At 34.9% G+C, this 13,662-nt stretch carries 14 protein-coding genes; 8 read left to right on the top strand and 6 right to left on the bottom strand.

Features of this window, described 5'->3' with window-relative positions; genetic code table 11:
- The gene (locus tag ACJJVI_RS04525) at window positions 1-285 is read right to left on the bottom strand and encodes a hypothetical protein (RefSeq protein WP_036585279.1); all 285 of its coding nucleotides are present in this window, start codon (window positions 283-285) and stop codon (window positions 1-3) included.
- 14 nt (window positions 286-299) lie between these two features.
- The gene (locus ACJJVI_RS04520) at window positions 300-1,127 is read right to left on the bottom strand and encodes an SOS response-associated peptidase (protein WP_036583781.1); all 828 of its coding nucleotides are present in this window, start codon (window positions 1,125-1,127) and stop codon (window positions 300-302) included.
- A gap of 132 nt (window positions 1,128-1,259) precedes the next feature.
- Here ACJJVI_RS04520 and ACJJVI_RS04515 point away from each other — a divergent pair, with 132 nt between their 5' ends.
- Window positions 1,260-2,024 carry a LexA family transcriptional regulator gene (locus tag ACJJVI_RS04515; RefSeq protein ID WP_036583784.1) on the top strand — a complete coding sequence of 255 codons (765 nt, stop codon included), beginning with the start codon at window positions 1,260-1,262 and terminating at the stop codon, window positions 2,022-2,024.
- Window positions 2,025-2,105: 81 nt separating this feature from the next.
- On the top strand, window positions 2,106-2,765 hold the full coding sequence (locus tag ACJJVI_RS04510) for a DUF2461 domain-containing protein (RefSeq protein WP_036583787.1): 660 nt from the start codon (window positions 2,106-2,108) through the stop codon (window positions 2,763-2,765).
- Here the strand turns inward: ACJJVI_RS04510 and ACJJVI_RS04505 are convergent.
- Together ACJJVI_RS04505 and ACJJVI_RS04500 are read right to left on the bottom strand one after the other, a co-directional pair.
- Window positions 2,762-3,733, bottom strand: a complete 972-nt coding sequence (locus ACJJVI_RS04505) for a carboxypeptidase-like regulatory domain-containing protein (RefSeq protein ID WP_405350659.1) — start codon at window positions 3,731-3,733, stop codon at window positions 2,762-2,764. The genes ACJJVI_RS04510 and ACJJVI_RS04505 overlap by 4 nt on opposite strands.
- Window positions 3,711-4,997, bottom strand: a complete 1,287-nt coding sequence (locus ACJJVI_RS04500; protein ID WP_405350657.1) for a 3-deoxy-D-manno-octulosonic acid transferase — start codon at window positions 4,995-4,997, stop codon at window positions 3,711-3,713. The genes ACJJVI_RS04505 and ACJJVI_RS04500 overlap by 23 nt, the downstream gene beginning before the upstream one ends.
- Window positions 4,998-5,113: 116 nt before the next feature.
- Here ACJJVI_RS04500 and ACJJVI_RS04495 point away from each other — a divergent pair, with 116 nt between their 5' ends.
- The 6 genes from ACJJVI_RS04495 to ACJJVI_RS04470 all read left to right on the top strand — a co-directional run bounded on the left by ACJJVI_RS04495 (window position 5,114) and on the right by ACJJVI_RS04470 (window position 11,336).
- On the top strand, window positions 5,114-6,247 hold the full coding sequence (locus ACJJVI_RS04495; RefSeq protein ID WP_317290322.1) for a DegT/DnrJ/EryC1/StrS family aminotransferase: 1,134 nt from the start codon (window positions 5,114-5,116) through the stop codon (window positions 6,245-6,247).
- Window positions 6,248-6,250: 3 nt separating this feature from the next.
- Window positions 6,251-6,769, top strand: coding sequence for a hypothetical protein (locus tag ACJJVI_RS04490; RefSeq protein WP_036583798.1), 519 nt, complete (start codon window positions 6,251-6,253; stop codon window positions 6,767-6,769).
- A 32-nt stretch (window positions 6,770-6,801) separates the two neighbouring features.
- The gene (locus ACJJVI_RS04485) at window positions 6,802-7,914 is read left to right on the top strand and encodes an SH3 domain-containing protein (RefSeq protein WP_405350653.1); all 1,113 of its coding nucleotides are present in this window, start codon (window positions 6,802-6,804) and stop codon (window positions 7,912-7,914) included.
- A gap of 3 nt (window positions 7,915-7,917) precedes the next feature.
- Window positions 7,918-9,093 carry a hypothetical protein gene (locus tag ACJJVI_RS04480; protein WP_405350650.1) on the top strand — a complete coding sequence of 392 codons (1,176 nt, stop codon included), beginning with the start codon at window positions 7,918-7,920 and terminating at the stop codon, window positions 9,091-9,093.
- A 48-nt stretch (window positions 9,094-9,141) separates the two neighbouring features.
- Complete coding sequence (locus ACJJVI_RS04475) at window positions 9,142-10,422, top strand: amidohydrolase family protein (protein ID WP_405350647.1); 1,281 nt, start codon at window positions 9,142-9,144, stop codon at window positions 10,420-10,422.
- Window positions 10,423-10,502: 80 nt separating this feature from the next.
- On the top strand, window positions 10,503-11,336 hold the full coding sequence (locus tag ACJJVI_RS04470) for a M23 family metallopeptidase (protein ID WP_405350644.1): 834 nt from the start codon (window positions 10,503-10,505) through the stop codon (window positions 11,334-11,336).
- A 10-nt stretch (window positions 11,337-11,346) separates the two neighbouring features.
- Here the strand turns inward: ACJJVI_RS04470 and ACJJVI_RS04465 are convergent, their stop codons facing one another.
- Window positions 11,347-12,687: an ABC1 kinase family protein gene (locus ACJJVI_RS04465; protein WP_405350640.1), complete on the bottom strand. Its 1,341-nt coding sequence runs from the start codon at window positions 12,685-12,687 to the stop codon at window positions 11,347-11,349.
- 153 nt (window positions 12,688-12,840) lie between these two features.
- Complete coding sequence (locus tag ACJJVI_RS04460; protein WP_317290316.1) at window positions 12,841-13,524, bottom strand: TetR family transcriptional regulator C-terminal domain-containing protein; 684 nt, start codon at window positions 13,522-13,524, stop codon at window positions 12,841-12,843.
- Between the last annotated feature and the right edge of the window lie 138 nt (window positions 13,525-13,662).

Below are 13,662 nucleotides of genomic sequence, written 5' to 3'. Positions count from 1 at the left end.
TTAATCGGTCATGTTTTTAATAACTAAATCATTTACTGTAGGTTCCATAAAACTTACAAAGCCTTCTTTTTCAATTTCATTTTTAAAATGAATACCATTTTGAGACAGTACTTCATTTAGTGTGTGATACACCTTATGTATAAGGTCTTCTGTTTCGGCTATTTTATCTGACCAAGATTTCACTTTGTAAACTACCTTCATAGTTGTTTGGTGTCCTGTTTTTCTTGACACCATAAGTTGTTCTACTCGTTGTGTCAGTTCTGTTTTTATGAGTTCTATGTTCATATCCTGATACATTTTTAAAATAAAATGAATTGATCTCCTTCTACCAGACGTTCTTCCCTTATAGTAAATGAATGGTCCTCTGCATATTTAAGGCGCTCGTATAAACAGCGGTCATAATCTTTAAATAATTTCTCGCCAGTAGGTTTTAATAATTCAAGACCATTTGCATCTGGTTTTTTAATCTTTTGAGATATAGGGTAAGCATTAAAACCTTTAGAGTCAAAAGGCTTCATTAACTTTGAAATCTCGGTAATACTTAAGTCAGGTTGTATCCAGCGTTGCTCATCTTCTTTACTTAAAATTACTGGTGATCTATGATGACCTATACGGTTGATTAATCTGTTTGCCGTTGTAGTAACCATGGCTACCGTATGATGAATTTCTCCAGTAAGTGGATGTTGCCATGAATCATGTATACCAGCTATAGCAAATGGGCCACGATCACGATTAGGATAAACCAGAAAAGGCTTGTTTAATTTCTCTTGCTTTGGGCCTTCAATAAAAGCATCTACTAAAATTAAACATCGTTGAGATTTAATGGCATGTCTGAACATAGGTTTATTAAATATTCCTAATGTTCCCTTATAATCCATTTCATTTTCTATGTTATTACTGCCTTCACTACGGGCATTTAACATGTAGGTTTGCTTATGTGCCCAGTGTGGTGTAAAACCATAAGTAAATAGTTGAATTTCACCAGGAGCTTCACTTGTAATTACAGGAAGTTGCTCACCAGCAGATATATTTACATTCTCTGGCAATTGAACATTGTTTTTAAAGACAGCATTAAAGCGCTTTTCTAATTGCTCTTGCGGTGTTATTATAGTTGCTCTTCCACACATAATATTTTGTTTTATGGAAATATTCCAAGAATCATTCCGTTTTACATTTCAAATATATGGAATAATTCCAATAACTTGGAAATAATCCTATGTTAAAATTGGAATTATTCCTAAAAGGCCTATATTTGTTCTATGGCACAAGAGATATCTATAGAGGCACAACGCTTTAAAAAAGTAAGAGAAGAGTTAGGGAAAACCCAATCTGAGTTTGCAGAACTGCTTGACGCAGGAAGTACAACTGCAGATATTGAACGAGGTAAAAAGAAAATTACTGGTAAAATTGTGACCGAGCTCTTGCGTCAGTTTCATATAAACCCATTATGGTTATATGGCAATAGTTATAATAAACATTTAGAAACCACCTCGAGCACAGCCCCTAAAATTATAAGCATGGATACTAGTGATCGAGAAAATATGATCATGGTACCTATAAAAGCCAGTGCAGGTTATGCTACTAATGTACTAGATACTGATTGGTATCAAGATTTGCCTGCCTTTAGCATTCCTTTACCTCAATATAAGGAAGGTAGTTTTAGAGCTTTTCAAGTGCGCGGCGATAGTATGTTACCTGTATTACAACCTGCAGAATGGGTAATGGGTAAAGCAGTAGAAAGTGTAAGACAAGCAAATGATAACCGCATACATGTGGTGGTAACGGCAGACACGGTTGTTGTAAAAAAACTACGCAAGTCTGAGATAAGTGATTTAGTAAACCTTATTTCTTTAAATAGAGATTATCCAGTTATAGAACAATCTATTTCTGAAATTAAAGAGCTTTGGGAAGTAAATTCAAAGTTGAGCTTTGATTTAGATGTCCATGAAGGTGAAGAAGCCATGATTTCTTTAAAACAAGGCTTGGATAGTTTGCGCGATGAGATTGCTCAGCTTAAAAAATAGGTGTAGAATTCGAGGTTTTTGTAATTCGCTTTCGCGAAAGCGAACTACTTATAAACACGCTAACTTAATGGAACATTAATCATGAGTTTTTATAAACTATATAATTTCTTACGAGACCTACAAAAAAACAATTCTAAAGACTGGATGGATGAGAATAGGTCACAATATCTAGAGGTGCGCAACTGGTATATCCAATGGCTAGACGAATTGAATACAGAACTAGCTAAAGTTGATAAGGATTATCATGATACACCAGGTCGTAAAGCGATTAATCGTATTAATAATAATTTGATGTTTCACCCAAATAAACCGGTTTATAAAGATCATTTTGGTGCTGGAATGGACCTTGCTGCAAATGGGAAGCAAGGTGATTTTTATATACATCTAGGGACACGAGAATCTTTTATCGCTGGTGGATTTTATAAACCTAAAAAAGAAATTCTTAGCTCATTAAGGGATGCTATAGATTATAATGGAGCTGATTATAAAAAGATTCTCAATAAAAAGTCTTTTAAAGACACTTTTCATATCATTAATGATGGCGATTCCTTAAAAACAGCACCTAAGGGATACTCTCAAGATCATGAGCATATCGACTTATTGCGATTAAAAACATTTGCGGTTCAACACGATTTAACACAAAATGAAGTGCAAGCTGATGATTTTAAAGCAAAGTGTATTGAGGTTTATAAAGAAATGAAACCTTTTAGAGCTTATCTAAATAAAGCAGTTACAGTTTAATCTTCTTTATAAAATACCTTAAACTCTGCGCCGATACCATAATTATCATGACCACTGCGCACTAGAGAAGAATTTGGGTTGTAATTAAGATCAAATGGAACCCATTCTTTATTATTATAAAAAATACGTCTTACCCAGGTTTGTTTTCCTTCTGTCTCATTAGTAAATGGTAATAAAGGTCTATAGGTGGTAGATACTTTTTGTAGACCTCTTACAGTCTGTATTTCTCTATACTTTTTGGCTTTAATTAATTTACCATCTGGTGTAGTGTATCCTAAAATTTGAATGGCAGCAAATATTCCTGTTTTAGGAATATTAATATTTAAATGATCGATATCAATCTCTACGATATCATCTGATTTTTCAGTTATGACATAGGTTATACTAGGATAAAAAGAGCGATGTGACGGCTGTCCATTTTCAACATCATAAAACATAATTCTCACCATGGTAGAAAATGCTCTTAGCTTCCCTTTTTTACTAACTTGACTTTCTTCCTTTACAATAGGAAATTGTAATTGTGATATACGTGTAGGTTGATTGTCTATTCTATTAAATCGAACAGCGATTTCTGATTCTACAGTTGGTAACCAGCAATTAAAGTAATTATCATGCGCTATGGGTTTCTGCTTTTTCTTTTTGAACTTACCATTGAGTTCTGCACTAAGCATAACAGCCTCTAATTGATCTGCTTCTTGAGTCAATAGTATTTCAGTATTCACCAAGTTTGCTGCAACAGTTAGGTCTTGATAGCCTATTGATGATATGTAAAGAGAATCTACGTCTTTATAAAGCTTCTTAGTAAATCTGAAAATACCGTCATCATCTGCAAAAGTTCCCTTACCATTACCAAAACTTATCGTCGCAAAGGGAACTCCTTTTTTAGAAGTAGCATCTTTGATGGTAATGTCCTGACCTGTTGAGATTAAAGAACATATTAATACACTAAGAAATAACCAGTTTTTCATCAATTTGTTTTAAATAATTAAGCACTTCTCGAGTAGCACCTGTATTACTATTAATCCAGTGTCCACAAATCATTCCAGTTTTATCTCTCAAGAAATCATCTGTTAGTAGTTGATCCATAATTTCCATCAACTCGTCAGGCGTTGATACTGAAAATAATCCGCCTAAATCTTCCAACTTACCAGCTTCTGGAAATTTTTTATAGTTCTTACCTATGATAACAGGCACGCCATAGGTAGCTGCCTCTAGTATATTATGTAAACCGCTAGTTCCCATCGCTCCACCTACATAGGCAATTGTAGCATAACTATAAACCTTAGTTAATAAACCTATAGTGTCGATAACTAAAATATTGCTTTGTTGTAAGGCGGTAACACTTTTGGGCGTCAACGTTTTTTGATTTCGCTTCAAAGAAGACCATAGTATAGGTTCATCATCGAGCTGTCCCACAAGTTGTTTTATCTTATCTGATCCAGTTTCATGCGGAGCAATAACAACTTTACAATCACCAGATTCATAGTTTTCTCTGAGCCATTTTTGTAGCACTTGAATATCTTCTGGCCAGCTACTACCTACTACAAGACATTTTTTATCACCTATAAATCTATCTAAGAAATCGAGTTGATTGTCTCGTTCAATAAGATGACTCGCACGATCAAATCGGGTATCACCGCTAACTCTTGCATTATGATAGCCTAATCGGTTAAGGTTCCTATAAGAATCTTCATTTTGTAAAAAGAAATGATTTATTGCTTTTAGGTATTTAGTCATCCAGCTCCCATACCATTTGTTAAACGACATGTTTTCTCTAAAAACTCCACTAACTAAGATGGTCACGATATCTCGTTTTTTGAGCTCATTTAAATAATTGGGCCAGAATTCGTACTTCACCATAATGGCTAGTGACGGCTCTACAATCTCAACAAATTTTGATGCGTTAGCAGTAGTATCTATGGGTAGATAACAAACGGTATCTACTAGTGTTGTGTTTTTTTTGTTTTCATAACCGCTTGGTGAAAAGAAGGTTAGGACAATTTGATAGTTTTCTCTATTTAATTTTTCTAATACAGGAACTACTTGTTCAAACTCACCTAGACTAGCAGCGTGCACCCATATTTTAGGCACCGTTTTCTTAATACTTTGATCTAATATATCCCAACTATGAGCGCGACCTTTAGCTCCTAGTTGAAGTTTTTTATTAAAAACGCCAGCGATAGGTAATAGGGCTTTAGTAATGGTAATAAGACTGTCGTATAATAATTTCAATCTAATAGGTTTTAATCAAAAATAACATAAAAATTACGCTTGGGAAGACCCGTGATTATTACGTATTTTTACAAGACTCATCACAGTAGTCGTGATGATATTAATATCTTTCTTAAATGCGTAAAATTCAGATGGTTGACCTTAAAGGTCAATACGAAAAAATAAAAGATCAAGTCAATAATGGCGTGATGAGTGTTATCGAATCTACAGCTTTCATTAATGGACCAGAAGTTCATAGTTTTCAAAAAGAGCTAGAGGATTATTTAGATGTAAAACACGTTATTCCATGTGCAAATGGGACTGATGCGTTGCAAATAGCGATGATGGGTTTAGGTCTGCAACCTGGTGATGAAGTGATTACTACAGATTTTACATTTGCAGCAACGGTAGAGGTTATTGCGTTACTTAATTTGACTCCAGTACTTGTTGATGTGAATCCGTTTGATTTTAATATCGATACTGAGGCGATTAAAAAAGCAATTACTCCTAAGACCAAAGCTATTGTTCCTGTACATTTATTTGGACTTGCGGCAAATATGGATGAAATTATGGCGATTGCCAAAGAGCACAACCTCTATGTCATTGAAGATAACGCTCAAGGGATAGGTTCTAGTTACATGCATAGCGACGGTTCTAAATCCAAAACAGGAACTATTGGTCACGTAGGAACAACTTCTTTTTTTCCATCTAAGAATTTGGGGTGCTATGGTGACGGTGGAGCTATCTTTACAAATGATGATGAACTAGCACATACCATTAGAGGTGTTGTAAATCACGGTATGTATGAACGTTACCACCACGACGTGGTAGGTGTAAACTCGCGACTAGACTCCATGCAGGCAACTGTTTTAAGAGCAAAATTACCGCATTTAGACTCTTATAATAATGCCCGTAGAGATGCTGCCAGAAAATATACAGCTGCCTTTGCCAGCAATGAAAAAATCATTACACCACTAGTATGTGATAGTTGCGATTGTCATGTATTTCATCAATATACTTTGGTGATAAAAGATGCAAACCGTGATGAACTGGTGAAGCATTTACAGGCAAACGACATTCCATGTGGTGTTTATTACCCAATACCACTGCACCTTCAAAAAGCATATGCTGATGATCGATATAATGAAGATGATTTTAAAGTGACTAATCAACTTGTTAAGGAATGTATCTCATTACCTATGCATACAGAGCTAGATGATGAGCAAATCAAGTTTATTACAGACGCTGTTCTGGAATTTGTAAATCGATAGAACATGACTCATCGCAGTCTATTAACTTTAGTTTTAAGAATAGCAGGAATTTTTCTTTTCACTAAGATTTTTGATCATTTTGGATCTTATATATTTTCGATTTGGTCTATATCTGCGATGGATATTTTAGATAAAACAGTTGAGGCGATGGATAGGTTTTATTTCTCAAATCTATTCTTATTAGTTGTAAATATTCTGGTATCCTTTATCCTTATCATTAAAGCAGAATGGATTGCAAAGAAATTAGTAAAAACTGAAGAATCGATATCTATAGATTTAAATGTAAAATCACTGACTAAAGTTATTCTTTTAACGACAAGTATCATCTGGATAGCGAGAGCAGTTTACTTCTTGCCACAAGCAATCAGATATTGTATTGCTGTTTATGAAAAGACTATGGATATGCCAAATGCTGTGTTTTACGATTTTGAAATGGCAACATACATTTTTAAACTAGCTCTTGCCATAATATTCTTTTTGAGAATTGATAAAATTACCAATTGGATTACTAAAAAGATTTAATTTTAGGTCTAATAATTGATAATAAAACCACTATGAAAGCAAAATTAAACATTCTTTTTATAGTGGTTTTTCTTTTTTCCGCTTTCGCGAAAGCGCAGTTAAAAACAGGTCACTGCTATTTTATAAATGCAGAGAATGGTTTGAATTTAAGAGAAGGACCAAGTGTGAATCATAAGGTTGTTGGCAAATATAGTTATGGTTCTCAAGTGAAAGTGATTGAAAATGTCCCATCAGTAGGGAAGACTTTTGTGATAGATAATGGCAAAAAAATACACGGAAGTTGGGTGCGTGTTGAACCTACATTTAATAGCGATTACTATAAAAATACAAGATTATATCTTTTTGACGCTTATCTGAGCAAGCACCTGACTACAATCCCGCCACAAAGCCTTCATAACTTTGTAGAGCTTTATGATAGCGCGGCGCATGACGATTATAAACCTACTAAAGGTGTTTCTTCCAGAAGAGAAATGTGGGAAACAGGAACACATTGCGATGTACGTTATGAATATAATCCAGCCGCAAAAGAAGCACTCAAAGATATTATTCAATTTGAAATAGTCAACCGAGAAGATTACATCAATAAAAAAATCATAGGGAACTATGAAATTGATACCTCTTGGCAACCTAAAAAATTCAAATTAGAGAACGATTATCGACCTGTGGAATGGGAACAGTATTACTTGCCATTAAATGGTGGTAAAGATTCTGTTTTAATAAAAGATAATCTGGGAGAATGGGCTTCAAAAACAGAGTACTACGGTCAGATTGATGAATTAGATAGCTATTTAATCTCAGGCTTTGCAGAAGATGCAGAGGTTATTCTTGTGAATCGAACCACTGGGAAAAGGTCTATGTTATCAAGTGGTTTTCCAACAATTTCTCCTAATGGTGAATATCTCATAGCCGAGTATTACAACGGTTTTGACTACACCACTTATTTCTCAGTCGGTGAGTTTGATGAAGAAGCCATACCGCAAGGAGCTTTTATCACTTTTTCTAGTTGGATTACAGCTGGTGAATTTTTCTGGATTGCAGAGAACGAATTTATAATGGGCGTGTTGCCTATGGATAATGTGACTCTATACGGCGAGGAGTTGAAAGATTCTAAGGTTATTTATTTAAAAGGAACCATTCAGTTTTAAGGAATGAGAATACTACTTACAGTTTTATTGTTTTTGAATTACGCTTTCGCGAAAGCGTATACCACACCATCTTACGATAAAGAGTGTATATACGTGATTGCAAAAAACGGTTTAAACATGCGTAATGCAGCTGGACCGCATGGTAATATTATTGAAAAACTTCCTTATGGAACTAAGCTAGACTGGTCACCGCCAGGATCAAATGATGTCAAGGAATATGTCGTAGACGATGGAAAGAAACTAGAAGGTTACTGGGTGAAAGTATGGCGCAGTGTGCCTTATGAAGAACTTAAGGGCAATGCCGAAGGTTATGTTTTCAGTGCATATTTAGATTATCATCTTAAAGAGATTCCTGAACGCTCATTGTATCTGTACAATCATTTCTCAATTCAAGAAGAGGAATCTCAGACCTATTTTGAATCGTCCTACCATATTGATAAAGATACCTACAATTATTCTGCTTATATAGATTGTTATCCTTGGTATGATGAGCACCATGGATATCATACTGCTCGTACTAATAGTGATGAATCTTATATATCACAACCGGCAGACACACTTCAAAATTTTATTAAACTAGAACTTGTCGAGTATAATAAAGTAATTAAGGAAAAGAAAAAAACAGATTTTGACTTGGATTACGGCTTTCAACCGAATTTGTTGTCCATTGAAAAGAGTGAAACAGAATTTGATTTTCTTAAGAGGTATTATCTGCCTCTAAAAAATGGTGATTCTGTTGAGGTTAAGGCGCATACTGGAGAGTTTCCTCATAACGTAGAATATATGGGCGAGCTCAAAAAGCAAAACAAATATCTAATCGCTGCAGATTTTGAAGGTTTAGAATATGCGTGGATAGACCAATATACAGGAGAACGTATTAATGGTGCTATTCCCAATATTTCTCCTGACAATAAATATGGAGTAAGTCACGAAGTGGTATATTATGAACAAGGTGCTCAAATAGCAATCAGCTGGCTGGATGCCGATTTAAAAACAACTAAAAGCCTTTATGTAAACTTTCAATCTTGGGTTGTTAGTTCAAGTCTTAACGATTCTTTTTGGATATCAGATAATGAGATTATTTTAATGGTACATCCTATTGATAATACCGTTCAAGAAGTTGACATGGATGAGCCTATCCAGCCACAGTGGCAATATTTGAAATTGACGATTCTGTAGTATATTTAATAGGACATTTTCATAACTTCACGATTCAAATGATAGGTTATGAAATTTAAATTTACATTCTTTTTATTACTAACGGTTTTTATAGCTGTTGCTCAAGATAGCATGACCTACATTCATGCCGGTCACTTGCTGGATACTAAAAATGGTGAATGGCAAAATCAAATGACTATTACGGTTAAGAATGATCGTGTCTCAAAAGTTGAAAAAGGATTCAAAGATGTCCCTGAAGATGGCACCTATATAGATCTCAAAGATAAATGGGTCATGCCTGGTTTTACAGACATGCACGTACACATGGAGACAGAATATAATCCACATGCTTATGTGTCAAAATATGTGGATGATCCAGCAGATGTTGCCTATAGCTCTGTCCAATATGCAGAGATTACTTTACTATCTGGATTTACAACTGTGAGAGATTTAGGCGGTAGCGGTATCAATATATCTTTAAGAGACGCCATTAACTCTGGTAAAGTTCCAGGACCTAGAATATTTACTGCAGGAAAATCTATAGCCACAACTGGTGGACACGCAGATCCTACAAATGGAAGCAATCAAGCATTAATGGGTGATCCAGGACCACGTGAAGGCGTTGCAAACTCACCTGCAGAAGGTCGGGAAGCAGTAAGACATCGTTATAAAAATGGTGCTGATTGTATAAAAATAACGGCGACTGGTGGCGTCTTAAGCGTTGCAAAAAATGGTAGTAATCCGCAATTTACTATAGAAGAGATTAAAGCAATTACTGAAACTGCTGCAGACTATGGATTTCACGTCGCTGCACATGCCCATGGCGATGAAGGAATGCGTCGCGCTGTTTTAGGTGGTGTGAAAACTATTGAGCATGGAACGTATATGAGTGAGGAAACGATGGACTTAATGAAGAAAATGGATTGTTATCTAGTACCTACTATTACCGCAGGAAAAGAGGTTGCTGAAAAGGCCGAAGTAGATGGTTTTTATCCAGCTATAGTAGTTCCTAAAGCAAGAACGGTAGGACCACAGATTCAAGGAACTTTTGCTAGAGCTTATAAACGTGGAGTGCCTATCGTTTTCGGAACTGATGCTGGCGTATTTGCACATGGTAAGAACGCAAAGGAATTTGGGTATATGGTGGAAGCAGGAATGCCTGCCATGGAGGCTATTCAAAGTGCCACAATTACACCAGCGATGATTTTAAAAGAAGAAAATAATATAGGTCAAATCCAGCAAGGATTCTATGCAGACATCATAGCTGTAAATGAAAACCCAGTAAAGAATATAGCTATTCTAGAGAAAGTTAATTTTGTAATGAAAGATGGTGTGGTTTATAAGAGGTAGGTTTTCCTATTAAAATACGGTCAATAATTGAGTTAAATACTTTATTATATTTGTAGGATAATAACCGTAAAGTGTTTAGAATGAAAAGAATTATCTTAATTGTTTTATGTCTAATTTTCAACCTTTCTCTTGCTCAAAAGGGCGATTGGACTACAAAATATAGTCAGCGATGGGAAAATTACGATGGAGGAACAAAGCTTTACGTTTCTAATGATAATCTATTGCCCATAACTTATAAGATTGGATACAACCCTGTAAACTTAAAAGCTTCAAAACCTAATGGGACATTTATCGTTATACCAGCTCAATCTAAAGATGTTTTAATACTTGACTTTGTAAAAATAGATGCTACAAAAGGGTGGAAATTTGAGAAAGGAAATACCTCAATTTACTTAGGTGACGTCACAGATACTGACTATGATGAAGACTATGTCTACGATTTACCCTTTGAAAAAGGCACTTCTTTCAAAGTAGGTCAAGGCTATAATGGTGATATCTCGCACCAAGATAAATATGCGATTGATTTTGATATGCCTATTGGGACTAAAGTCTATGCATGTCGTGAAGGCCTAGTAATTGAAGTGGTCAAACTTAATAGTAAGAATTGCGATAAACCTAGTTGTGCAGATTTTAATAATTACGTCAAAATTCTTCATTCTGATGGTACAATTATGCAATACCTACATTTTAAGAAAAATGGAGTTCGAGTAAAAGTGGGACAAAAAGTAAAAAAAGGACAACATATTGGATTTAGTGGTAATGTAGGATGGAGTACAGGACCGCATTTACATATAGATCTATACTTAACTGATAAGAATAACAATTATCAAACACTACCAACTAAATTTAAGACAGAGGACAACACAGTAACTGATGAATTAAAACAAGATGCTGTTTACTTAAAAGACTATTGATTCTTTGGTCTTACAAGGCACTATGATTTTTAAACCCTTTTTCCTCAAGATACTTCACATATTCATGAGTATTTACAGTAGCTTTTAAATCATGTAAAAGATTATAAAGTCCAAAGAACGTGCGGTTGATATACAAGAAGTGCTTGCTACCACGATTACCATTCATTTTACGTAGCTCTTTATCATTGCTGTATTTTTCACTAAGTGATGATATTTCATCCCAAAATGATTCATCAGAAAAGTCAAAAGTTTTTTCTTGAAAAGGCTTTGTAAACAGACTCAACATCTCGTGAAATAACGCACTGAAATAAGTGATTTCTTTCTCACTATCATCTTGTCTTAAAATTTCTAACTCAAATAACTTTGCTTTAAAAATTTCAGGATTATTAATACTTGCCGGCACAGCAAGTTCAAAGTAAGGTTGGTAGAATTCGTCTACAATTTCTTTAATACAGCCAAAGTCGATGGCGATTAGTTCTTCATCTTTAGAAATCAAAAAATTTCCTGGATGTGGATCTGCATGAACCGCTTTTAAACCGTGCATCTGAAACATATAAAAATCCCAAAGAGTTTGCCCTAATTTATTTCCAGTCTCTTGAGAAAAATCTGTTTTTGCAAACTCGCTCAAATGCTGACCACTCATCCAGTCCATTGTGATAATACGCTTGCTGGAAAGCTCTGGATAATAAGTAGGGAATTTTAAATTTGGGATATGAGAGCAAGCCTCAGTGATTTCTACACTTTGTTTTACCTCAAGTTCGTAATCAGTCTCTTCAGTTAATTTATCTTCAACCTCTGCAAAATACCTTTTAGAATCTTCACCCTTAAGATTAAACATTTTAATAGCAATAGGCTTTACTAAGGCAAGGTCACTACCTATAGACTCTGCAACACCAGGATACTGAATTTTCACGGCTAGTTCTTTACCATCTTTAGTCGCTTTATGAACTTGACCTATACTAGCTGCGTTTACAGAATCTTTTGAGAACGTATCATAAATCTCTTCAGGAAAGGCGCCTTGGTACTTTTTAAAAGTTTTACGCACTAATGGAGCGCTCAATGGAGGCACGCTAAATTGAGCAAGACTGAATTTTTCCACATAAGCACCTGGTAACAAGCTCTTATCCATAGAAAGCATTTGCGCTACTTTAAGCGCACTACCTTTTAAACTTTTTAACCCATCATAAATATCGGTTGCATTATCCTCATCTAGCGATGAACGATCCATTGATGGGTTCACCGCTTTTTTAGAATAATATTTAATATAATTAGCACCTATTTTAGCACCAGTTTTCACTAGCTCTGTGGTACGGCCTATTTTACTGGTAGGTATTTTATCTAGTGTTTTCATAATAATTCGCTTTGTGAAATCCACTTCGACAAGCTCAGTGTGACACTCTTGAAACAACTCAAGATTTAAATTTGTAAAATGGTTGGTAACGATAACGCTTTCGCGAAAGCTAAAAAATAAGCTTACTTATTCAGTCTGGATATTTAGGTTTAACTAAGCCATACGCTCTTTCCACAAAAACTTACCGAAGTCTAAAACAGCGTCTAATGGAGTATTATCAAAAACATCAAATATGGTATTCACAGATTTCTCGATAGCCATATCTGTCTTTTCAAATCCAGCACTATCATCATCCATCCAGAATTTCATTAAGAATAACATTTGCACCCAAGCACCTTCGCTATAAATAGTCTCACTGCGTTCTAAAAGTATATTGGTCTTGTTCTCATTGCGTTCTTGAATCAATTCCTTGGCAAACCCTTTTACATGCTTGCGCAATCCTTTGAGTTGCTCCATCTTATTCATCATGTGCTGATTCTCTTTAAGAGTAAAAAGCACATAGCTTCTATTTAAGGTAAGTAACTCAAAGAAAGTATAGAAAAACGTGAGCATTTTTTCACGATTTGAAAAATGCGCATATTCTTCGTTTTTATGAGCTACATCCATAGTCATGGTGAAGAAAGTGTTCCAGATATCTTTACGCAACCCATCAAAATTACCGAAGAAGTTATAAAATTCTGATTCAGACATGTTGTTGTCCTTAGCAAATTTGTAAACGCTCTTAGGTGTTTTTTCATGCTCAAGAACATAATCCATATAAGCAGTAATCACGTCATGACGAGTGATTTCTTTCTTTTTAGCAGTCTTTTTTGGGGTGGTTTTCTTTGCCGTTGCCATAATAAATTACTTTAGTGTAAAGATATGAATTGTTTAACTTATTAGTACATATGTTTAAACAAAACTATGTTAAGGTTTAGTCGTCAGTTTTAGTTAAAACTTAAAGTGATTGCATAAAAAAATCCCTCTTGAAACTTT

Source organism: Nonlabens sp. Asnod3-H03 (assembly GCF_045063665.1).
GTDB lineage: Bacteria > Bacteroidota > Bacteroidia > Flavobacteriales > Flavobacteriaceae > Nonlabens > Nonlabens ulvanivorans.
This window is presented reverse-complemented; position numbering and strand designations above follow the sequence as displayed.